At 40.5% G+C, this 23,649-nt stretch carries 21 protein-coding genes and 1 pseudogene; 11 read left to right on the forward strand and 11 right to left on the reverse strand.

Features of this window, described 5'->3' with window-relative positions; all coding sequences use genetic code 11:
* Positions 1–23 precede the first annotated feature (23 nt).
* From DP117_RS14055 to DP117_RS14070, 4 genes are all read right to left on the reverse strand, one after another.
* The gene (locus DP117_RS14055) at positions 24–434 is read right to left on the reverse strand and encodes a hypothetical protein (RefSeq protein ID WP_169218922.1); all 411 of its coding nucleotides are present in this window, start codon (positions 432–434) and stop codon (positions 24–26) included.
* Between the two features lie 21 nt (positions 435–455).
* Complete coding sequence (locus DP117_RS14060; RefSeq protein WP_211176108.1) at positions 456–1,808, reverse strand: S8 family serine peptidase; 1,353 nt, start codon at positions 1,806–1,808, stop codon at positions 456–458.
* Between the two features lie 549 nt (positions 1,809–2,357).
* Positions 2,358–2,837, reverse strand: coding sequence for a hypothetical protein (locus tag DP117_RS14065; protein WP_169218923.1), 480 nt, complete (start codon positions 2,835–2,837; stop codon positions 2,358–2,360).
* Entirely contained in the window at positions 2,830–2,973 is a 144-nt protein-coding gene (locus tag DP117_RS14070) for a hypothetical protein (RefSeq protein WP_169218924.1), read from the reverse strand. Before DP117_RS14070 ends, DP117_RS14065 begins: the two co-directional genes overlap by 8 nt.
* Positions 2,974–3,982: 1,009 nt before the next feature.
* Here DP117_RS14070 and DP117_RS14075 point away from each other — a divergent pair.
* Entirely contained in the window at positions 3,983–4,648 is a 666-nt protein-coding gene (locus DP117_RS14075; RefSeq protein ID WP_169218925.1) for a hypothetical protein, read from the forward strand.
* Between the two features lie 80 nt (positions 4,649–4,728).
* The gene (locus DP117_RS14080) at positions 4,729–6,048 is read left to right on the forward strand and encodes a hypothetical protein (RefSeq protein ID WP_169218926.1); all 1,320 of its coding nucleotides are present in this window, start codon (positions 4,729–4,731) and stop codon (positions 6,046–6,048) included.
* On the opposite strand, the gene ilvD is transcribed toward DP117_RS14080, so the two are convergent.
* The 5 genes from ilvD to DP117_RS14105 form a co-directional block, all read right to left on the reverse strand.
* Complete coding sequence (gene ilvD / locus DP117_RS14085; protein WP_169218927.1) at positions 6,045–7,730, reverse strand: dihydroxy-acid dehydratase; 1,686 nt, start codon at positions 7,728–7,730, stop codon at positions 6,045–6,047. The two genes, DP117_RS14080 and ilvD, sit on opposite strands and share 4 nt — an antisense overlap.
* A 121-nt stretch (positions 7,731–7,851) precedes the next feature.
* On the reverse strand, positions 7,852–8,271 hold the full coding sequence (locus tag DP117_RS14090) for a pentapeptide repeat-containing protein (RefSeq protein WP_169218951.1): 420 nt from the start codon (positions 8,269–8,271) through the stop codon (positions 7,852–7,854).
* Between the two features lie 445 nt (positions 8,272–8,716).
* Entirely contained in the window at positions 8,717–9,337 is a 621-nt protein-coding gene (locus DP117_RS14095; protein ID WP_169218928.1) for a TenA family protein, read from the reverse strand.
* A 48-nt stretch (positions 9,338–9,385) separates the two neighbouring features.
* Positions 9,386–10,156: a pentapeptide repeat-containing protein gene (locus tag DP117_RS14100; RefSeq protein ID WP_169218929.1), complete on the reverse strand. Its 771-nt coding sequence runs from the start codon at positions 10,154–10,156 to the stop codon at positions 9,386–9,388.
* Positions 10,157–10,580: 424 nt separating this feature from the next.
* A complete protein-coding gene (locus tag DP117_RS14105; protein ID WP_169218930.1) occupies positions 10,581–11,222 on the reverse strand; it encodes a pentapeptide repeat-containing protein in 642 nt (213 codons plus the stop codon).
* 219 nt (positions 11,223–11,441) lie between these two features.
* Here DP117_RS14105 and DP117_RS14110 point away from each other — a divergent pair, with 219 nt between their 5' ends.
* The 5 genes from DP117_RS14110 to DP117_RS14130 all read left to right on the forward strand — a co-directional run bounded on the left by DP117_RS14110 (position 11,442) and on the right by DP117_RS14130 (position 14,674).
* On the forward strand, positions 11,442–12,485 hold the full coding sequence (locus DP117_RS14110) for a M42 family peptidase (protein WP_169218931.1): 1,044 nt from the start codon (positions 11,442–11,444) through the stop codon (positions 12,483–12,485).
* 123 nt (positions 12,486–12,608) lie between these two features.
* Positions 12,609–13,076, forward strand: a complete 468-nt coding sequence (locus DP117_RS14115) for a CBS domain-containing protein (protein WP_169218932.1) — start codon at positions 12,609–12,611, stop codon at positions 13,074–13,076.
* A gap of 122 nt (positions 13,077–13,198) precedes the next feature.
* A complete protein-coding gene (gene nblB, locus DP117_RS14120; protein WP_169218933.1) occupies positions 13,199–13,864 on the forward strand; it encodes a phycobilisome degradation protein NblB in 666 nt (221 codons plus the stop codon).
* 213 nt (positions 13,865–14,077) lie between these two features.
* The gene (locus DP117_RS14125; RefSeq protein WP_169218934.1) at positions 14,078–14,263 is read left to right on the forward strand and encodes a hypothetical protein; all 186 of its coding nucleotides are present in this window, start codon (positions 14,078–14,080) and stop codon (positions 14,261–14,263) included.
* 207 nt (positions 14,264–14,470) lie between these two features.
* Positions 14,471–14,674: an NblA/ycf18 family protein gene (locus DP117_RS14130; RefSeq protein WP_169218935.1), complete on the forward strand. Its 204-nt coding sequence runs from the start codon at positions 14,471–14,473 to the stop codon at positions 14,672–14,674.
* Between the two features lie 458 nt (positions 14,675–15,132).
* Here DP117_RS14130 and DP117_RS14135 read toward each other — a convergent pair whose 3' ends face one another.
* Positions 15,133–16,692 (reverse strand): serine/threonine-protein kinase, encoded by a 1,560-nt coding sequence (locus DP117_RS14135; RefSeq protein WP_169218936.1) that lies wholly within the window; start codon positions 16,690–16,692, stop codon positions 15,133–15,135.
* Positions 16,693–17,333: 641 nt separating this feature from the next.
* Positions 17,334–18,251: a metallophosphoesterase gene (locus DP117_RS14140; RefSeq protein WP_169218937.1), complete on the reverse strand. Its 918-nt coding sequence runs from the start codon at positions 18,249–18,251 to the stop codon at positions 17,334–17,336.
* 128 nt (positions 18,252–18,379) lie between these two features.
* Between DP117_RS14140 and DP117_RS14145 the strand changes: the two genes are divergently transcribed.
* The 4 genes and pseudogenes from DP117_RS14145 to DP117_RS14160 form a co-directional block, all read left to right on the forward strand.
* Entirely contained in the window at positions 18,380–19,387 is a 1,008-nt protein-coding gene (locus DP117_RS14145; protein WP_169218938.1) for a hypothetical protein, read from the forward strand.
* Positions 19,388–19,567: 180 nt separating this feature from the next.
* On the forward strand, positions 19,568–20,179 hold the full coding sequence (locus tag DP117_RS14150) for a hypothetical protein (protein ID WP_169218939.1): 612 nt from the start codon (positions 19,568–19,570) through the stop codon (positions 20,177–20,179).
* A gap of 272 nt (positions 20,180–20,451) precedes the next feature.
* Positions 20,452–21,780 (forward strand): carboxyl-terminal processing protease CtpB, encoded by a 1,329-nt coding sequence (gene ctpB, locus DP117_RS14155; protein WP_169218940.1) that lies wholly within the window; start codon positions 20,452–20,454, stop codon positions 21,778–21,780.
* Between the two features lie 235 nt (positions 21,781–22,015).
* Positions 22,016–22,304 (forward strand): annotated as a pseudogene (locus tag DP117_RS14160) (Uma2 family endonuclease); the annotation flags it as partial.
* Between the last annotated feature and the right edge of the window lie 1,345 nt (positions 22,305–23,649).

A 23,649-nucleotide genomic window follows, 5' to 3' on the forward strand; every position in this document is an offset into this window, starting at 1 on the left:
CTCAAAAACACATGTTGCTTTTTCTAACACTCACGACTTTGAATGTAGAATCTGTTAGTCGTGTTTGCTAGGATAATCTCTTGTTCTTCTACCACGGCTTTCACTGCATCTGATGCAGCAAGAGCCTTGATACCATCAGCAGAAATTTCAATTGGTATTGAACCTAACGCATCAGGATTTTCAGCTAACTGTATGCCTCCGAAATTCTGTATGATTTCGCGTATGTAGCTTAGGGCTTGCTTTGCTGAATTGCGCATCCCTTCTATAGCGGCTTTGCGTTCAGCACGTGACTGGCGCAAGCTGCTTGACTGAACCAGATTTTCTAGCTTTAAAAAGACTATGACGCTAACCTTCTGTTGAGGCGCTAGATGATTTAGTCGATACGCAAATTCAGAACTAATCTTGTCTTTCCCAATTGTCTTGTTATCATACATGATGCACTTCCCGCTTTGTCCTCAACTAAGAGCACTCAAAGCTTCCAAAGGTTGAAGTAAACCCCAACCCCAGCGGTTATCAGGACGGCGACCAAATCCTCCTGGATGTTTTGCCGTTTCCTTCAGTACAGTGACGATATCTGTGAGAGGTGCTGTTGGCTTTGCTGCCATCAATAAGGCTGCAACGCCTGCGACATGGGGAGTTGCCATAGAAGTGCCATCCATATAGTTGTACTCGTAGGTTCCGTGATGGGTTTTTGTCGGCGGTATGCAGGAATAAACCTGAGCACCCGGAGCAACGACGTCCGGCTTTGTCACCACACCATTTGGCTCATCTCCAGGAAAAACGAGGCTTGCCCCGCTGCTGAAGAATGCGACATCAACCTTGCTGTCTGGCTGTTTTTCTATTGCACCCACACTGAAAGCGTTATAAGCATTGCCAGGTGAGCTGGTATTACCGTGGTTTTCATTGCCGATCGCAACTACAGGTAAAATACCATACTGTTTCACCAATATGTCAAGTACCTCAGCAAATAATGGTTCATAATAACTTAAACCAAGGGACATGTTGATAATATCAGCCCCTCTTTCAATCGCCCAAGAAATACCTTCCAACAAGGTTCGTAAAGTCGTATCTCCGATCAACACACCACCAACTAGCAAATTAGCTTGCGGTGCAACGCCAATAGAGAGACCTTTTGGGGTTTTGCCTCCAGCAATCGTACCACAAACATGAGTACCATGCTGTCCACAGTCAAAAGGTGGCTTAGCATTAATTCGTCTGCCAAGTGGATCAATAACTACAAATTCTTTGACTCGTTTTTCGAGTGCTGGATGAGCAGCATACACCCCTGTGTCTAATACCGCCACATTGATATTTTCACCTGTGGTTGTCTCCCATAATTTAGGAATCTCAAGCTGTTTCAATCCCCAAGTCACATTGTCATTGTTTTCCTCGGCAAATAGTTCAGAATACTCTACTTTCCGGGGTTGGATGAGATGAATTTTTTGATTTGGCAAAATAGCAACTACGTTAGGTTGTTCTACCAGCGCTTCGAGAGTTTTGGGAGTCACTTCAACCGTCGCTACTGGCATTGCGCCCGAACCAATAGTAGAAACTTCTAAAGGCTCATCGTGATATCCCATATCTTCACTTGCTTCCTGGTACTCATCAAAAAGCTTTGCAGCAACTTGATGAGTCGCTCGTTTTTGAACCTCAACTAGCCTATTTTTCAGTTCACGCAAACGACCCCGTGGCGGTAAACCTTCAACAGGCGGCGCTTTGTAGATTACAATTGCATCACGTTTGTCAAAAAGCCCCATTTCAGCAAGAAATGGCTCGAAAGCTGGCGATATCTTATTTTCTGGATTCATTGCAATCTAGATCTTCCTCAATTTATTTTCGTCGGCTTGGTTTTCTACCATAGTGGGATTGCGGAATTTTTACTCTACCTCCTGTATTATTTTTTCAGAAAAATGTTCCCTGCTCTGGTATCCCGGCAGGGCAAAAATGTCTAAGTTGTTTATCAGTAGAGCAATTCCCGCTTTGTCAACAAGCCACTACGGAGGTGGACGAAATTCTCGTCTATCTGTCCCCTATCTGCTTTTAAAAATAGCAAAAATTTAAATATTATGAACTTTTGATGTCTTCTTTAATATTCTGCAAAAAAATATATTGTGCATTCACTAACTTTATTTTGTACAAGCAAAAATAAAGTGTACAAATATACTCTACACAACATAAATATAGACGTAGATTTTACTATAAAGTGTTAAAGTTATCAAGTTTTCTTTCATCAGCTCCAGTAATACCAATTTGAAAAAAGAATGCGACGCAAAGTCAGCGGCACGTTTCGGGTAAGAAGCTTCTTACCCGAAAGCTGCCGCCCCTAGAAATGGAGCCAGCCCCTTTGGGGGCCTGCGCTAACGCGATAGATCCTGCGCGATTTTAAATTTTGAATTGGTATCAACTTTTTCTGAAGCTAAAATTTCTGCGGCTTCCTGTAAAAGGTAATTCTGTTCTTTTTGAATTTCTTCTAAACGGGTAGAAATTTCTACCAGTCTCTGTTGCTTATCTTTGTGAATTTGCGGATAGATGGAAGGTGGCACAGTTGTCATGTCATCTGCTGTTTTCGTATCAATTAGTTGTTTGACAACCAAACCCCAAGATGTTTTTGATGATACAAAAATTACCCTGACAAGAGCTTGAAGCAATTTGAAAGGAACTTGCAAAAGTGACAAACTGGTTGATTCAATTATGCGACTAATTGCCTTAATCAGGCTCCAAACGACAGCAAGGGCAAAAAGCAGAATGACAACACTGATGAGTGGGTGGTTAACCGCCCAACCGAGAATTTGAACAAGCTGTAAAAGTATACGATGTCGCGCAAACCAATTATCCACAGAAGAAATAGCTGTTTGAACCGCTATCGATATTGTATTGTTTACTAGAGGCTTTAGCTTGCTCTAATGTTGTCGTCACTGTATCAACAGCCCGACTTGTAGCTTGATATGCTGTTTTTTGCCAAGATTCTCCCATTTGTTGCGTTGACTAAGAAAGAGTTAGCACTGTAGCCTCACTTTTGCGAGTATGTTCTTTGAACACCCTACGAAAGACACCAGTGACTCGACGGTACTAGCTCCTCATATCTTGCGTCTGCTGAAAACGTTGAAAGACTTTTTTTAGTAGATTTTTATCTTTATGGAATTTAGCCAAAAGTCTCACAACAGACACCCAGAGCAAGATGATTAACTTAATTCAATTTAAGCAAACATTTTTTATTGTAAAATTTAGGTAAGAAACATTCTATCCCTAGATGGAAGTACATAGATAACAGCTATGTATGTGCTGAATCTGTACGAAAGTTAGGACAACAATTTATTGACCAGTTGCTAGCTCCCGCTACTGAATACGTTTACAACGGGTTTGGTGTCAGTTAACGCGTAAGTCTGAGCTTGTTCAAACGTTGAGTACTCTACAACTTAGGACAGTATATCTTCAAACAAACTGAATTATTTACTTAGAAAGCAAATTAACAAGTCATCCTTTATTCGTAGGCAATTCTCATTCTTAGGCTAGACGAGAAGAGAGGAACCTACTTGTTAAAAATAAAACAGAAGTGAATTGAAATCACAAACGTTAAGCACTTGTGAACATACTAGCAGTAAACCTACTCAAAGAGTATTTACTAGAGTGCATCTGTCTTTTTTCAGTCCAACAAAATAGAGGAAACAGAGGAAACAAATAGTTCCTATTTTGTGTCAGAGTTACATAGTTGAGTAAAATGTTTCAACCGGCTAATAAACAGTTACATTAATGAATGAGCTTCTTTTGTGCCAATTCTTACGGATTACTAAGTTTTGCCAGTGTATCTCTATCTATAGATACAGAGACTGTTTCAAAAGTCACTTAAGACGCTCATCTAACATCTGAGGGTTTACGACTTATGTCTTCCTTCTATATGTTATTGGTATGACATCTTAACCAAAAATCTTAATTCCTATTATTACTCGGCAACCCTTTTAAGTCATCTACCATTATAAGTTTTATGAATGTCATCATTCGTTCATTAAACGCATTCACTTTATCCGTGTTTGCGTCGGTTCTCGTTCCGCCATATGTTGCGCAAGCGCAGAATACTCTAACGACTCCTGAACAAACGGCAAAGCAGGATCTTTGTTCTTCCGAGATTGTCAAGAATTTGCAGCCTTCACCAGCGCGATCGCAAAGCCCTTCTCCATTTTCTTACCTCAGAGAGCGAGGTTTTACACAAAAGCCAGACGGTTCCTGGGTCTGTTATATGAGAGATAATAGAAAACAGGAGCGTTATTATACGCTCTTCAAAGTCCAACAAGTTAATGGAACACTTCTTGCTAGTTCTTTCCTAGAAAGCGGCATTCTGATTGAGGGGCAAGACAATCGTAGCTTAGATCTGTTTATGACCGTGATCGACAAGCATACGAACACAAATCAAAGCAACCGTCAAAGCATTCAAAAATATTTAGAATCCTTTATTTCTCTAGTCAAGCAAGGAAAGATTCCTCCCTCAGGTCGAGCTTATCTTTTTAATCAATCAAACCGTGGATTTGTCCTATATCACTCTATTACGCGAGGAGAACTTCAGGGTACAGCAATTACAATCAACATTAACTCTCCTCAGAACTTGGGTCCCTCTCCAGTCTCTGGGACTAAATCCCTCGGAGGCAGGTTGTAGAGAAATTCAAAATGAAAAATCAAAATTCAAATTTGTTTTTCTTTAATCCTTTTTAGCCCTGTTTACTGGAGGTTCATATCTTGTTTAAGTCTCGTCTTACAAAAAGTGTCATTGCGTTTTCATCCTACATGGCGGCAATACTGACTGCGCCTCTCCAAGCTTCTGCTCAGCTCAGTATTGGACGTTACGGTATCCAGCCAGGACTGGAGTCAAACTATCTCCAGTATCAACTATCCGGGCAGGATTTGAGTAGGATGCAAGTCATTCCTGGATGTGGTGTGGGATTTGGTGCTGCTTGTAACAAGTCTGGAGCTGTGCTACAGCAATTAGTGGAAGCCAACAACGGACCTAGTTACAACAACCTATTGATCCGAGCTGCTGGTGGAGATCAAAACTATCAAAATTTTGCCTCTTTCTACGGAAATAACCCTAACCTTGAACAGATACCCTATACCTCATTCTGGCAAAACGACAGTCCTTACATTATGGATGGGTATCGGTATAGTCTTGGGCAAACAGTTAGTCGGACACCCCAAGCAGGTTTAGGACAAGTGACTCAAAACTTTTACTGGTCACCTGAAGGATCTCCGAATTCGGTTGACCCTCGTAGTGGTTTACTGAACTTGAAATATTCGTATGGGCGTTTGCTGTTGGAAGAAGTCGCAAAAATTCCCAATTGGAAACAGCAAATTCAATCTCAAGATTTACCGCCAGAGGTCAAGCAATATTATGTGAGTAACATCTCTCAAGGGTTGCGTGCCTTGAATAGTGGCAGTGAGCAACAACTAGAAGGGAAAATTCTTAATGTCCTCTCTGCACCATATACCCCAGAAGGGACTCCCTTCAACCGTCCAAATGCTGGTATTCCTCAAGAGTTTGACCAGATTGTTGGGCAAGGTCTTTCAGGAGATGTCTTTGCAGGTGCGCTTCCAATATTGCCTGAGGGAGACTTGATTAGCCAAGAGATTGCTCCTATTCCTGAAGGAGATGTTGTCACACGAGGCGGAGGTAGTCAGTTCCCATACTGGACTCTTGCTGGTATTCCCTTACTTCTTCTACCTTTTCTTTTTGGCGGTGGAGATGATTCTTCAGATACGACATCATCACCTCCAGTTAGTCAGACACCTCCTGGAAGTGAAACGCCTCCAGTTAGTGAAACTCCTCCTGGAAGCGAAACACCTCCAGTTAGTGAAACTCCTCCTGGAAGCGAAACACCTCCAGTTAGTGAAACTCCTCCTGGAGGTCAAACGCCCCCTGGAGGCGAAATACCTCCTGGAATTCAGCCACCACCAACACAGCGTATACCTGAGTCATCAACGTTAACGCCTCTTTTGTTGCTGACGATGATTATGTCCATAATCAGTTACAGAAAGTGGCTCAAACAAAAATGTTTAAATTAAAACAAATCTAAATCCGTGACTGCACCTAGACTACTGGAGGATACTAATTTAGTATATTTTGCCAGCACACCTGTAGTATAACGGGGTGGACGTGGTTGCCAATTGGCACGACGAAGGGCTAACTCTTCATCAGAAATGTGTAAATGTAGTACACGAGCATGCGCATCAATGGTGATGGTATCGCCTTCTTCAACGAGAGCGATCGCCCCCCCAACTGCGGCTTCTGGTGCAACGTGACCAACAACCATACCATACGTACCACCCGAAAAGCGTCCATCAGTGATGAGTCCGACTGAATCGCCCAAACCAGCACCAATAATTGCCGAGGTAGGAGCTAGCATTTCCCGCATTCCAGGACCACCTTTGGGTCCTTCGTAGCGGATAACAATGACATCTCCTGGGTTAATTTTCTTTGCCAAAATCGCATCCAAGCAGGATTCCTCTGATTCAAAAACCCGTGCAGGTCCCGTAATTTTGGGTGCTTTGACGCCGGTAATCTTAGCGACAGATCCTTCTGTTGCCAAGTTTCCTTTGAGGATAGCTAAGTGTCCTTCTTTATACAAAGGTTTATTCCAGGGACGGATGACATCTTGGTTGGTAGGTGCTTCTTCTGGGACATCAATCAACGCTTCAGCTACTGTTTGCCCAGTAATGGTTAAGCAGTCTCCATGTATCAAGTTATGTACGAGTAGCATTTTCATAACTTGAGGAATACCACCGACTTTGTGCAGGTCTGTGGCTACATATCGACCACTGGGTTTTAAATCGCATAACACCGGAACACGAGCGCGGATAGCTTCAAAGTCGTCGAGCGTAAGTTCAACACCAATCGCGTGGGCGATCGCCAGCATGTGCAACACTGCATTTGTCGAACCACCCACTGCCATGACGACAGAAATAGCATTTTCTATGGATTTGCGAGTTATAATCTGGGAAGGTAAAATTTGCTTACGAATCGCTTCCACTAAAACGAAAGCAGATTTTTCGGTACTTTCAGCTTTTTCTTCATCTTCTGCTGCCATTGTCGAGGAATAAGGCAGACTCATCCCCAGAGCTTCAATAGCACTAGACATGGTGTTTGCTGTAAACATTCCACCACAAGAACCAGCGCCTGGGCAAGCCCTTCTCTCAACTTCAAACAATTCCTGCTCATCAATTTTAGCCGCGCTGTATTGACCAACCGCTTCAAAAGAGCTAACGACAGTCAAGTCGCGTCCATTGTAATGTCCGGGTTTGATGGTACCGCCATAAACAAAGATAGCAGGGATATTCATGCGAGCGATCGCGATCATTGCCCCTGGCATATTTTTGTCGCAACCGCCAATAGCAAGAACACCGTCCATACTTTGTCCATTGCAAGCAGTTTCTATTGAATCAGCGATAACTTCCCGCGATACCAAGGAATATTTCATTCCTTCAGTTCCCATAGAAATGCCATCGCTGATAGTAATTGTGCCGAACATTTGCGGCATTGCCTTGGCATTTTTGATGCCAATTTCTGCTATGAGTGCTAATTTATTGATCCCCATATTGCAAGGGGTAATAGTACTATAGCCATTGGCAATACCAACAATCGCTTTGGAGAAGTCTTCATCTTGAAAACCAACGGCGCGCAGCATTGCTCGGTTAGGCGATCGCTGCACTCCTTGCGTGACAACTTGGCTTCTTAAATTTTCTGACATCTTGATATTTCCCCTGCGCCGTCATCTTTCTTTTGGCACATTTGTTTTATAATTATCTCAAAATATCAGATACTCTACAGCTTATTTTCACGCGTTAGCTCAAAGATGACAGACGATGTGGCTAACGGTTGATGCTGCCATCTGGCATAATTGCATCTTGCAACAGAGTACCCATCATGTATGCCCCATACAGATTAGCTCTCTGTAGATTTGCAGCAGTAAAGTCTGCATCTATCAAATCTGCCATTTTCAAGACTGCTCTATCTAGGATAGCTCCTGTGAGCTTTGCCTCATAAAGATTTGCTCCACTCAGATTCGCTCCTGTGAGGTTAGCTTCGCTAAGGTTAGCTCTCACTAAAGATGCTTCTGTCAAATCAACTCCAACCAAATTTGCTTGACTCAAATCAACTTCACTCAAAGAAGCTCCTTTTAAAGTCGCTCCACTAAGATTAACTCCATTAAGATAGCCACCTACAAGGTTGACACCTTTAAAATTTCTTTCTCCTGCCTGATAGCGTTTTAATAAATCATCTACGCTCATTGCACGATTTAACAATACTTCTTGCATGCAGTGTGCCTCAAAGAACAGACTTTAATGAGTGGATTGTGTGATGATGTCGATTTATGACAAATTCTGTCATTAACTTACAAGTTATCATGATGGCAATTCAAACTCAGTCATTGGTAAACAACTTATAAATAACAATTTGTTAGGGTGTAAACACTACCACTGATCCAAGGTGTCTATTAGGCACTTTTCAGTCATTTATGTTTATAAATAACACTCACGCATAGAATTGACGAATCCACAGCATACTCGGTAAACTAGTGATCAAAGGAGAATCATCTCACGCTTAATATTCTCAATAATCATATTGACTTTATTTTCTTGAACATTGGCTCCTCAAGTCGGGAGATCTGCCCACGGTGCTGTTTCGCCTTTGCGTGAGACAAAAAGCATTTATGAAAGCATAAGTGCCGATTTATCAATATTCCCATGCTGCTTGGAAAAAGTCTCGCTCACACAACATGGCATAACGATAAGTAGAGTCTACCAAAATTCTGTGACTCGCATAACGATCAACCAAATCTTCTAATTGTTGTGTTAGTGGTTGAAAATCTGCACTACTATAAGTACGAATCCAATCCGCATATTGATGATTGGGAATGCCATCACAAGCCAATTGCTTCCCTAAAAAAGCATACAAACGCATACAGGGAGACATTGCTGTAGCTGTTACACCCACATCACCACTCCAAGCAGTTGCTAACAAAAAGTCAGTATAGCGGCGAGTCGTGACTCCAGGTTCTACAGAATGCAAACTGACTCCCCACTTTCCTGCATAACCTTCATGAAGTTTGAGTTCTTGTAAAACTCCATCAGCTAAAGAGTGAAATGTAGTAAATCCTGAGAAATCTGGTGCTTTAGCTGCAGCTATACTGTAAGCACGAGCAAAGGCTTCCAAGAAAAAAGCATCTTGTCCGACATAATAGGCAAATTTTTTCTCCTCAAGAGTACCGTCACCTATACCTTGGACAAAGGGATGCTTAAAACAAGCCTGCGCTATATCTTGATTTGCTTGCCATAATTCATTAGAGATAGTCATGAGTCATGAGTGATGAGTTGTCAATAAAGTACCACTATTCACTCACAACTAAAATCGCAAAAACTGGAGTAGCAAAGAACTAACACTTCCTACAAAATCAACGAAATTCGGTTTAGCAGGTTTTACCTTACTTTGGTAAGGTGTTTGTAGTTCTTTTATAAAAGCTTGTGCTGTTTGTATTCCAGTACTATTGTTTTGGGATGTAAACAGTTTTTCAGCAACTTGAGCGTCTTGAAATGCACCTTGTCGGTCAAATACTTGGTAACGAACGACACTACGAGCTAGATAAGCACTTGCATAATCAGGTTTTTTAAAAATAGCTTGATTAAAATAATCAATTGCTTGCTGTTGATTACCTTTTTGTGCTTCAGTAACACCCCAAACATAAAATTCCTCATGTGTAGCAATTTGCGATGGTATGCCTATTGCTCCTTGTAAGTTCATTGCATTAAAATTAACACCATTCAATTGAGCGTTCATTAAATAAGCATTTCGCAAATCAGCATTCTGTAGATTCGCTCCTACAAGATTAGCTCCACTGAGGTTAGCACCAAATAAACCAACACCACTCAAGTTTGCATCTCTCAAATCCGCACCGCTTAAGTTAGCACGGCTGAGATTAGCACCTGCAAGATTGGCTCCACTTAAATTCGCTCCTGATAAATCAACCATGACTAAACCAGCACCAGCTAAATCACAGTTTTGACATTGTTTGCTTGCTAATAACTGTCTGATATGTTCAAGATTTGCTGCTTGGGCAGTCTGGTTGAGGCTGATAAAAGTTAAAAATGCGGCTATGGCTAGAATGTGGCTTTTCATTATTGACGTCACAATACCTTGCCCTAAAGACTTGCCCTTTCGATAGACATATATTTCGATATTTTTTTTGTTTTAAGCTGTATCTGTGTTGCTATGGCATATAATTTTGGTTATTGCGCTGAGTAACAGTAAAAGTAGGCAAAATAGGCGTTGTCTTCTCTCCGGCTGTGTGGGCAGAAGAAAACCTGTTTACTTGTGCAAAAAAACTCAGAGCAAATGTCAGAGTCAGAGCCAGCAATAGTTTTTCCAGCATAGGTTATTCCTCACAACCGCCAAGTCCGAAATCAGTGCTATACCTGAGGTTTAAGTACGAACATGATTTCTGTTCACTCCCAAGCTAAGAGATAAACAAATTAGGGGAAAGTGACTTAGATCAATTTTTTGAGTGAGGCTCATCACTGATTAAATTATATATTTGACTTGTTTACCTAAAGCTAGCTCCTTTAGGCATATTTGTATGATTCAGATTTGCACCTTCTAAGAGAGTTCCTCTCAAAGTAGCTCCCTCAAGGTTCGCATGAGTAAGATTGGCACCCCTGAAGTCAGCACTGCTTAGATCAGTATTGCTTAGATTCGCATTGTTAAGAGTTGCACCACCCAGATTAGCACTGCTCAAATTCACACCACTCAAGTTAGCATGAGCAAGATTGGCACCACTCAAGGTAGCACCACTCAAATCAACACCACTTAAGTTAGCTTTTGCAAGATTGGCACCGCCTAAATTGGCATTACGTAGCTTCATTCTCCGTAAGTCTTTTCCCTGCCAATTAACACCGCCAAGGTTTTTCCCTAGTTCGTATTGCTGTTGTTGAATTGGTACGACTGGTGTTTCTTCTGGTGTTTCTTCTGGTGGTTCTACTGATGTATTGTCAAGTGGCGGAACGAATGTATCGACAGGTGCTTCTGTGATGTCTGATTCTGGTGCGGTTATTGTTTGGTTTGGTGCGGCGACTGGTGTTTCTGCGGTTTTGAGCGCTGCGTAGATTCCAAATCCAGCCAGAAGAGTTGCTCCAGTGAGTAGGGCGGAGAGGGTGAAAAGCAAATTTTGGCGCTGTTGTTGATACATTTGTGCTGCCTCAGTGGTATAAATTTGGGCTTTTGCATATTATTTATAGCAGTTATCAATTCAATCAAGTACGCTGAAATTTAATTCCGGCGTCTATTGAAGAATTCTGAATCAATGGGGGCTTGAACCCTCAAGTCAGCAGCTACTTGCAAAACGAATCATTCTGACTTATGACTCCTGACTACTTCTTTGTTCAACTCTTTTGTCATTAAAACAACAATGTGGAACTACGACCACTTATTTGAAACAATAGAAAAATTAGTTATGCATCATTCTCCCAGTGGTGCAGAAGCAGAAATTAACGAATTCTTGATGCAGCAGTTTGCGAGACTAGGAGTAGAAGTTTGGTGCGATCGCGCTGACAATATCATTGCTAAAATTCCAGGCCTAGATCCAACAAGACAAATTGCCATAACTGCTCACAAAGATGAAATCGGGGCTATTGTGAAAACAGTTGGCAATGACGGTCGAGTTGAAGTTCGCAAGCTAGGCGGCTCATTCCCGTGGGTTTATGGTGAAGGAGTCGTAGATTTATTAGGAGACAACGCAACTGTAAGCGGTATTCTCAGTTTTGGTTCCCGTCACGTCTCCCACGAATCACCTCAAAAAGTCCAGCAGGAAAACACTCCTGTAAAATGGGAAAATGCCTGGATAGAAACAAAATGTACTACCACCGAACTGGAAGCAGCTGGTATTCGACCAGGTACCAGAATGGTTATCGGCAAGCATCGAAAACGCCCAATCAGGTTAAACGACTACATTGCCAGTTACACTTTGGATAACAAAGCTTCAGTTGCTATCCTACTATCACTTGCCGAAAAAGTAAAACAGCCAGCAGTCGATGTGTATCTAGTCGCATCAGCAAAAGAAGAAGTGGGAGCAATTGGGGCACTTTTCTTTACTCAAAACCAGCGCTTAGATGCCTTGATTGCTTTGGAAATTTGTCCTCTCTCATCAGAATATCCCATTGAAGATGGGGAAAGCCCTGTGATACTTTATCAAGATGGATATGGAATTTACGATGAAACCCTAAATGGACAACTGCGTCAATGTGCCAAGCAACTGGATATGTCAGTACAGCTAGCAACACTCAGTGGTTTTGGTAGTGATGCTTCGATTGCGATGAAATTTGGTCATGTTGCTCGTGGTGCTTGTTTGGCGTTTCCGACACAAAATACTCATGGATACGAAATTGCTCATTTGAGAGCAATTGCTAATTGTGTTGATTTGTTACAAGCGTTTTGTAAAACTGAATTTGAGTGATAAATTACCTTCCTCTACTTCCCCGACTTCTGTACAAGTAACAATGTATTAACGTGATCGGGTTAATACCCACAAGTCTCTACAATAAACCCAGGTAGGTAAAAAAAAAGTGACAGTAAGCCAATGCCTAAGACAGTTGCCGATATCATGAGCCATGATCCAGTCGTCGTTCGACCAGAAACTCCTCTACAGGAAGCGATTAAAATCCTGGCAGAACGACGCATTAGTGGACTACCTGTTGTCAATGACACTGGGAAGTTAGTCGGTATTATCTCGGAAACAGATTTGATGTGGCAACAAACTGGTGTGACTCCTCCGGCTTACATCATGCTTCTTGATAGCGTTATCTATTTGCAAAATCCGGCAGATTATGAACGTGACTTGCACAAAGCACTTGGGCAAACTGTTGGTGAAGTCATGAGCAAAAACCCGATCACCATCGCTCCTGACAAAACTGTCACAGAAGCTGCTAGACTCATGCATGACCGCAATGTCCACCGTTTACCAGTACTTGACAGCGAGAGCCAAGTCATTGGTATTCTCACTCGTGGTGACATCATTCGAGCAATGGCAGCGAGTCAAGATCAATGATGAGTTATGAGTCATTAGTCCAGTATTTAAAACAGTACACAGTTATCAAGCAATTGATGACTGATGAGTGATAACTGGTTAACTTTTTTTTGAAAAAATCTTTGAAAAATTGGGATAATAAAATGAGTGTTACTCCTGAATCTGTCAAGCAATTGCTGAATTCTGAAGATTTAGGCGATCGCCTGCGAGCAGTCAACCAAATCCGTGAACTCGATCCAGGTGTCGGTTTTGAATTGATTCAAAATGCTGTGAACGATAGCAATTCGCGTGTGCGGTACTCAGCGGTTAGTCAGTTGGATACACTAGGTCAACAAGATTTAGATTTATCTTTGAATATATTACGCGATCGCCTGCGCAATGATCCTGAACCTGATGTCCAAGCAGCTGCAGCAGATTGTTTAGGTGCTCTAAAATTGCATGATGCTTTTGAAGATTTACTGCAACTTTACCAAACCAGCAACGAGTGGATTGTACAATTCAGCATTATTGCTACATTAGGAGAGTTCAACGATCCAAGAGCTTTTGAGTTGCTAAAGACGGCACTCTCTTCAGACAATGACTTAGTGAAAACTGCAGCTATTAGTTCTCTTGGTGAGTTAGGAGATTTGCAGGCTATTCCCTTGTTAGCTCCCTATGCAACAGATCCAGATTGGCAAGTTCGCTACAGGCTGGTACAAGCCTTGAGTCGTTTAGGCACTACACATGCAAAGTCCATATTGGAAACTTTGGCGAATGATGGAGTAGAAGCTGTTGCAATTGAAGCCAAAAAATCTTTAACCGAGGCTTGAAGCATCTGGCTTAACAATCACTCAGTGAACTGTATTTGTTCATACTGAGCTTTTTTCCCGTTGGCAGTTTGATACATATACTTCTAGCCTCCTAAGTTTATAACTCAGGAGGTTAATTCTCGTATTTTGTGTAATTGACATCTTGCACCCAATGAGGTAGAGCGAATATAATTCACTCTTACTTACCTTAAATACCCTAAAAAGACAGGGTTTATGGGACAAGAGCTTAATGCTTATGTCTGTACAGGTGTAGCGATGTTAAAATCTCTACATCTTAAAACAGACCCCAATCTTAAATTAGGGAAAACTAAGGGAGTTCCTGCAAAAAAAAAGGTTTTAAAAACCTACATTTTCCCGGAATCTGCTTCAACAGACTTGGGATCTATATCAGTTGGCTGAGGAACATGGTGTCACAACCCAAAACTTACCCACTAGGGTATGAACCAACGACAAGCCAAAAACCACCCATAAGATATGGGCAATCTGTCAAACAATTGTTATCGTTCGTAATACGGAGGTACAAATGTTTTAGGCAAAAAAGCCATATACCTTATGAGTCAACTAACAGCTATATCACCTTTACTCTTTTGTTTTTAGGAGTTTATTATGCACCAACCAATCGAACTAACTCTTGAACAGCAATTCAATATTCGCTCATTTGCCACTCAAGTGCAGCACATGAGCCATGAACAAGCTCAAGACTTTTTGGTTAAGCTTTATGAACAAATGGTCGTTCGGGAAGCGACTTATAAAGAGCTTCTCAAGCACCAATGGGGACTAGATTCTGGTGGGTCGAGTTGGGCAGTATAGAGTACTAACGCCTCAGTAGGCGACCTCCTTCTCTTGCTTAGTTCCAAGAAGGAAAAGAGCTGGGGATGCCGGGGCGTCAACTAAGATGAACAACTCTTACTAAGACTTTACCAACAAGAATTTTCGGTTCTAGTGATTAAGTGAGTTTAAGTTCTTAACCTATGTTGTTTAGGTTAACATTGGGCTTGACCAGTTTTGTGCATTCATAAACCCAATATCTGCTCATCACTTGCAGGTTGGGAGAATAAATGCAATGACACGCGCTTTGTTAAACAGCGTTTCATTTGTTGAACTAATTCTAAGCCCAGTCATTAGTTTACCTAAATCTTACCGCTTGTCATCTTTCTATTTATATTTCTTATCACTTTGTTTATTATAATAAACATAAATTTTTTAGAAAAGGTTACAGAAGAATCTTGTAAAGTAATATTTGTTACCTTACTAAGGGTATATTTTTCTTAAGTAAAAAAGTCAAATGACGAATCTGTATCCATTGCTTGTATCTTTGTCAAAAGATAGGGCTTAATTTTTTCATACTCGGTTTTCAGTAAAGTTTTACTAAATTGTGGTTCGGCAGATGATACTAGCGTGTGACTCATCATCATCCAGTGATGCAACCACAGGCGTTGTGTAGAGGCGATACTTGAAAGTAATACATGAACACAACGATTTGGTGTCTCTCGAGCAAAGAACAGTATTGGGTAGAAACCTGTTTGTCTGAGTAAACGAGTGATTTTTTGCCCGAAACTTGTTTTCAGATCAAGGTAATATGGTAACCATTTGGCACCATGCTGATGGTTGTAGATGAGAGTCATCCATAGCAGCATGGGGTGAGGAGCAGTCATGAAAAGAAACTGATTATAACGCTTACACAGCACACGCTTTTGAATTTCTACATGCGGTAGCATCACCCACAAGGCTGGTAAAATCTTTCCATTGAAACACAGAGGACTGGGAAAGACGATATCAGCGATCGGTTTACTCGAAGGCCAACTGACTTGCTGCGCAATTTCATCGATCAATGCAGATGATAGCGTTAATGTCTGGCATTTGTACTCAATATCTGTTTTTGCTAAGCGAGAGAGAGTTAGAGGTTTATCAGTGTGTGACCAAGTTGTGCTCGTGTCATGATACTCTTCTAATGGTGCGAGAACTTGGAGAATCTCGTTTATACTTTGAGGCCGTGAGCTTGGTGCCTTAGCTAAACAACTCATGACCAAATTTTCCACCTGTGGTGGTAGTTGTAGATTGGGTGCAACCTCAGCAAAGGAACGTGGTTGTTGGTAGTGGTGTACTTTGTACCATGCTCCAAAAGAGTTAGTTGGTGCGACTAAGGGAATTTTACCCGTCAGCATCTCAAACATCATAACTCCCAAACTATAAATATCAGCACGGTTATCTAATTCTTGACCATCTATCTGTTCGGGAGCAGAATAAGCAAGAGTCCCTAAATAGCAGTTTGTGTGATTGCTATCTGATTGTACTAACTTGGCGATACCAAAATCTAAAACTTTGACTAATTCGCCGAAAGTATGGTCTTGAACAAGCAACATATTACTCGGCTTGATATCGCGATGGATAATTGGACATATTTTGTCGTTAACTAGGATACCATCATGGGCACATTGTAATCCTAAGCAAATTTGACGTACCATACTCAAAAATCTTGGTAAAGAGAGTGGTTGCTGGCGGATGATATTGCTTAGGCTGTTTCCTTGCAGGTATTCCATCACATAAAATGGAGTGTGATTCTCGTCGTCTACCCCGTAGTCCATCACTCGGATAATATGGATACTTTTTTGTCCAAGTAAAGCACAGGTTTTTGCCTCTTGCTCAAAACGCTCTTTCACTCGCAGATCTTGATTTTGGGTGGATAAAGTCAGAAACTTGACTGCAACGGGTACGCCACCCAATAAAATGTCATTAGCACGATAGACTCTACCCATCGCTCCAGTACCAATTATCTCCTGAAGTTCGTAGCGTTTGCCGAGTAGACGACCAATGTTGGAGTCTGACATAGAAATCGATTTCAGTGTTAAGAGTCATAAAAGAACCCTGTTGAGCTAACAACTTGTCAGTTGATGCAGAGAACAGGGTTTAGTATTTTGACTTATGAGCGTGTGCGAGAAAGCACTTGTATTATTATTTATAGTGCCCAAAATTCAGCAGCTAAGTAACGTCAGGCGTGTAAAAAATGGTGAATGAGTCGTGAGTGGTGTTTACTGCAAAGCAATTTCGCTGGCGATCTCGCCACGTGGAAACGCAAACAGTGAAAAAGCGGTTTTGCTGAGTCTAATGATTTTAGGCGATAGCTAGCCCCTTAGGGGGCCTGCGCTAACGCTGCTGCGCTGCTTTGCAGATCTCTCAACTCGCAAATCTGAAAAGCCAAAATTTGGCTTAGAGGTCATTTATAAAGTAAATATTAAGTAGGGTGTGTTACGGCTATGTAAGGTATGAAGCGTCTTTAGAGAGTAGGAATGAGCCGCAGGGCACCACTAGATGCGGTGCGTTACGCGTTGCTTTAACGCACCCTACAATTTAAGGTTTACTTTATAAATCATCTCTTAAGGCTATTTTAAACCACAGATATCTTTTTTTCTCTGTGTTTCTCTGTGGTTTTGTATTCAAAAAAAATTAACTGTTTCGATAAAATTAATAATTAAGCTGATTTGAGTTGAACAATTCCTTTATCAAAAACGCGATTATCAGTACCTATACCACTAATTTCTATTCTATCTGCATAGACTTCATAGGCAGCAAAACTTAACTTCTCTGCCGAATATTCTGTCCATTCAGAACGACCGACAGGACGAGTACCTGCACCACCGCCACAGATTAAATAAGTTGTTCCATTAATTGAACGAGTGCGTTCATAATGATGTTCGTGACCATTTATATATAGTTGAACACCGTATTTTTGAAAAAGCGGCGTAAAAGTTTTAATGAAAGTTGGATTGCTGCCATACACACCCGATGCATACACTGGATGATGACCAGACACAATTTTCCAAGGTGCTTTAGAGGCGCTTAATTCTTGCTCCAACCATTTTAGCTGCTTTTCCCAATCAGCATTAGTGTTTGTATCTAAAACAAAAAATTGCACATTATTATCACGTTGAAATGTGTAATATCGCCCCTTCATATTAAAATTGAGATACTTCAGTTGAGGATCGCCGTTTGCTGTACGGATATCGTGGTTTCCAAGAGCAGCCTGAAATTTCACACCTTGCTTTAGTAGAGGTGCATAAGGACGCTCAAACACTGCATTAATTTTTTCCATTTCGCCGTTGTTGTAGATATTATCACCAGCTAAAACGACTAAATCATAAAGATTTTTGCTGTGATAATTAGTCATAGCCTTAGCGACGGCGTATTGTCCTTGATCTCCAGTACCTGTATCTGCCACGGAAACAAAACGTAATAACAAGTTGTTTTTAGCTGTAGGAGAGGGAACTGCGGCTTTTGATGCAGCAATCCCAGTATTTTTGCCAGCTTGACGAGTGACACAACCTAGAAATCCTAAACCAATGGCGCTGAGGCTACTGAAAAACAAAAATTGACGACGTTTGAGTTTCATAGATTATCAAATTCAATAAATAGTAAAGTATAGCCGATGCCAATGAAGTGATAAATTAAGGCTGAGGAGGCTGCACCTGCAAGAATAAAGTCTCTTGTCTTTGATTCGCAGCTGTCGGTGAAAGTTCCATGTCCCAAGATAATCCAAATTCCCAACCACCATTCTCACCACCAACCGAACCGAATCAGCCGCAACCGACGGTTGAGTCGGCATCTCAACCTCCCCAAAAACAATACCAGAGAGTCCAGCCAATTTGGAAGGCAATAACTATCCGAATTTTGAGAGGGACAATTGGGATATTAGAAGCAACAGTACAGAAATTAGAGATACAATCTTCTGGTGGTAGCAAGGAAACTCCCGGTTTTTTCCAAAAGCTTCAGCTAGCGTGGAGTACAGTTTTAGGTAAAATCCGCTCATTGTTGCCAAGAAGTTTATCAACAAAGTTATCGGATACGGCTTTAACAGGGATAATTGCAGGAATAACAGTGATTCTCGTTTGGACAACTTCTACGGTGTTCGGTAGTCAGCCAACTGAAGTTGCAACAACTCCACCAAAGGTAGAAACACCTCCAGCAACAATAACGACTCCACCAGAGGTAGAAACACTTCCTACGCCACCAGCAGCCGAAGAAACTTCGCCGCCTGTGGAAGAAACTTCGCCACTAACTGAAGAAACTCCATCGCCTGTAGAGGAAATCACACCGCCATTAACTGAAGAAACTCCACCGCCACCTGTAGCCCAAGAAGCTCCACCGCCTGTGGAAGAAATTTCGCCACCAGAACCAGAACCGGAATCAACTCCGACGCCAACCATTATTTTGACACCAGAGCAAACTTTGATTGCAGCTATTGAAAATCAAGTCGCAGAGGTTAGCGATCGCTTTGCTTCAGGTTTAATACAGTCAATTCAAGCTAACTTTCGTAGCAGTTATCTTGCAATCACAATTAATGATGAGTGGTATAATATCAAACAATCTGAGCAAGATAAACTCTTGGCTCAGATGCTACAACGTTCCAAAGAACTGGATTTTACCCACTTAGATATTGTTGATTCACAGGGAAAGCTAGTCGCACGGAATCCTGTTGTTGGTACTGAGATGATTATTTTTCAACGTCAAGCAACAACTTCAAGATGATCAGCTCTTTTGTATTAAAAATGCACAACAATTAGGCAGAAGATAGTCAAAACTGAAGAGGAGAGCGATTCATTTTAATCTGAAATGAATCGCACAGACGCTATGGATGTAAAGGTATAAGAAAAACAGAGAATTTCATGATTTCTTTAAAATTGCTGTCTCAGTAATTATAAGTTATTTATGAACCGCCCACGCATATTACAACCAGGTCAAAGTTATACATTTAGTAAATATTTTGACTTGCCTTTTACACCAGAAGATATTCTGGCAGAATTAGGATGCTCTTACGATAGAGACAGACTGCAATTACCAAAAGCAGAATGTGATTTCAATCGAATTGAAGAAGTACGTGTTCTCATTGAACGTAATTTAAAGTATGTGAAATTATTAAGCGAAGATGCACGCAAACAAGCAATCATTGCACCAATTTTATTGGAAGTCTGTGATCTTGCAGAGACTCAGTTAAATATTGAGTATCCTGTCAGTATTAACCAACAATTAAAAGGAAGTTTTGATTACTATATAAGTAAAGGTAAAGAGTTATTAGTTATAGAAGCTAAACAAGCAGATTTAAGTAGAGGATTTACTCAACTTTCTGTAGAATTAATTGCCCTTGACCAATGGATTGATTCAAAGACATTAATATTATATGGCGCAGTCACAACTGGGGAAGATTGGCGGTTTGGAATATATAAACGTCAAGAAAAAAAAATTATAGAAGACCTGAAGTTATACCGAGTACCTGAAGAGATCAGGGAACTTTTAAATATTCTAGTTGGAATCGTAAAATAAATTAACGTAAAAATTCACGCTTGTCTGTATTCAAAAATCAGAAGATTAAAATAATCAGGAGAATATTTGATGAATGAATATACCAATCATGCTAAAGTCCTGACAAATTTTGGCCAGAGCTCCGGAGTAGGCAGAGGAAACGCTCAAGAAGTGCAGCAATTCTGACAAATTAACTCATCTTCTACCACAAAACATTTGTATTCTAGAAATATCTACTGCAAAAACTTGTTTTTTTAGATAGAATTCACATAAAAGGTTAAAAACCTAACACAATGTTTCAGTCTTCAAACCGCTACTCGCTTCTGCGAACCAGCTTCTTAAGTGGAGTGTTCGCGACAACGACTCTATTATCCTTAGTCAGCTCAGTACAATGTCGTCCAGTCCGCGCCGAGTTACAAGATAGTCCAAAAGCTTTAGTAGATGAAGTTTGGCAAATTGTCAACCGCCGCTATGCTGACAGTACATTCAATCAAGTTAACTGGCAAGCAACCAGACAAAGCTTGTTAAGCCAGGAATACACTTCTCGTGAACAAGCTTACACAGCTATACGTGAGACTTTAAAAAAGCTCGAAGATCCTTACACTCGCTTTTTAGATCCTAAGCAAAACCAAGCCCTCAATGAGCAAACAATTTCTGGAGAAACCTCAGGGATTGGGATTCAGATAAAACTGGATCAAAAAACTCAGCGCCTCACCATTGAGAAAGCTTTGGAAAATTCCCCAGCCTTCACTGCTGGGATTAAAGCAGGAGATCAGATATTAGCGATTGATGGCAAACCGACTAACGGTATGAAACTGGAAGATGCTTCCAAACTGATTCGTGGGAAGGTTGGTACACCAGTAGTCTTACGCATTGGACGACAACAAGAGCAGAAAACTTTTGACGTGAAAATCACACGTACGAATATAGAATTGCCGAAAGTGAGTTACACTCTCAAGCAGGAAGGTTCCAAGCGTGTTGGCTACATCCGTTTATCAGAGTTTAGTGCAACTGCACCCAAGCAAATGCGAAAGGCAATCCAGGATCTCAATCGCCAGCAGGTTGGAGGATTTGTATTGGATCTGCGCGGGAATGGAGGCGGATTGCTAGTAGCAAGTGTAGATATTGCCCGAATGTGGTTAAATCACGGTGCGATCGCCCGCGAGGTAGAACGTACAGGTGGATCCACAGAGTTTAAGGCTAATCACACAGCACTGACACAAAAGCCTTTAGTGGTTTTGGTAGATGGAAATTCTGCCAGTGCTAGTGAAATTCTCACTGGAGCACTTAGGGATAATAATAGAGCAGTGATTGTTGGGAGTAAAACCTTTGGTAAAGCTTTAGTTCAGCAGCTTTATTCTCTTTCAGATGGTTCAGGATTGACAGTGACTGTCGGTCGTTATTTTACCCCCAAGGGAACAGATATTAACAAAATAGGAATTATGCCTGATGTCAAGATAGACTTGACGGATGAGCAATTGCGGCAATTAGCCACGAACCCAGCATTAATTGGCACTCAGTCTGACCCTCAGTATGCTCGAGCGCTCGCAGTTTTGCTAAACAACTCGTTTACTGCTAAATCCTCGCTTCATCAACCGTTTATTCGATTACGAAAAAGCTAGCGCTATCACCGAAGCCGTTTTGCAGAAAACGACTTCGACGACATTTAGGAAGTTATCTATCAACCTGCTGGAATCATTCATTTTGATTTCCAATAGGTAAGTTTTTATACTTTTAATTTTGCGCTCGGCTGTATCCATTCAATATTAACAATCTCATGAAAACCATTACTGAGTGTGATCATGTTTGTGCCTAAAAAATTTTAGCTGCACAAAAAAGAGGTGGTGTCTTTATGCAATGAATCCTTTGCTCATTGCAGAAGTTTTATCTAAATCTACTAAAAATTATGACCAAGGTGATAAGTTTTTCTACTATCGGTCAATCCCAGAATTCAAGGAATATATTTTAATCAACAAATATCACTATCATGTTATGCAGTATGTCAAAACTGCTGAGAATCAATGGTTATTTACTCATATCCGAAGATTAATCTGCGATTGTATCACTGAAAACGATTGATTTTCAAATTAAACTTAGCAATCTTTACGAACAAGTAAATTTTGCAAAAAGTGATAAAGAAAATTAAGATTTTTAAATTATTTGGTACTATGACAGCATTGAATTGCTAACTTTGCTAACCGGAATAATTCAAAAAATTTACAGAAAATTTACATAAAAAATCCAATAGTTTACGGATTTTTACTGAACAAGAATCACTATGTCAAGTTAGTATTTATATATGCACATCATTCTTCTTCTAGATATTTTTAGTTAAAAATAATGGAAAAGATTATAAAAACTTGTTGAAAAATAGTTTTAACAAAATTGGTACGTAATAACTAGAACTTATATGTACCAAGTAACAAAATTTCTTATATACTGTAGTGATTGGTACACAATGGGATTAAAAATAAAATCAGTTTCACTTACAGTTAAAGGGCTGGTCTGCCAGCACAGTTCAACATTTCAAAGTGGACTTTGAAATCACAGTTTGTATTGAATTAGCGTAATAGAATGGGATTATCTTGTAGATAAAGTATTCACAGGTCATACAGCCATTCTAACTATGCAGCATATATCTTTTCTTCGGGTGTACTTTTCTGGGTATCTACACTTGCTTAATACATTTACCAACTGCTAGCTGTTATGGTTTTCCATACAGCTAAGTCTTCTTGGTGGGAACATCCTAAATGTTTCTGTTTGTTGTGTTTTGTAGTCCTGGCTCCTATCCCACTTTGGTTAAAATTTGGGAGTCAGATACTCCCGTATTGCTTATTTGTTTTTGCAAAAAGCATTTAACTGAGTGGTAAAGAGAAATCTTTATTCTCAGCACACAGTAAATCTAAAGTGTTTTGCGAATAAGTGCAGATTTTGCTTTAGCTAAACTACGAAGTCACTATACAGCTTTGTAACTCTTTTTAAGACAGTCAATCACGGGAAAATCCCACGAACCTTGCCATGAAAAAGATTTTTTCCCTTCTGAAGGGAGCCACCAGACTCCTAACTGGAGGTTTGGAGTTGCTAAGTTCTATTTTCAAGACAGGTTACAAAATTTTGGTTGTTTTAAAAATCACATTATCCTTACTTCTCTTGCCTATAAATTTTCTTTAAGCAAGATGAAAACTTATTTTTTGTTTCGGCTCTTGTGCATTTTATTTTATCTCTTCTACTTTTTAGACGTTCGTTATTGAAAGGAAATTGAGGTAAAATGAGCAACCCTTATTAAGCAATGTAAAGAGCAAAATGAAAAATCATATTGCATATTGTGAAAATTTGTTATAATTTTTGATCATATAGGCATGGTCAAATCATTTCATTCATAGTCCAATGAATCTCTAGAAAGTTTAAGTAAAATTGCCTAAATCAAGACTTTAATATGCAAACATTACATAGTAGCTGAAACATGTAGTTGTTTAGTAAAACAAAGATTT

The sequence above is a fragment of the Brasilonema sp. UFV-L1 genome (assembly GCF_012912105.1).
Lineage (GTDB): Bacteria > Cyanobacteriota > Cyanobacteriia > Cyanobacteriales > Nostocaceae > Brasilonema.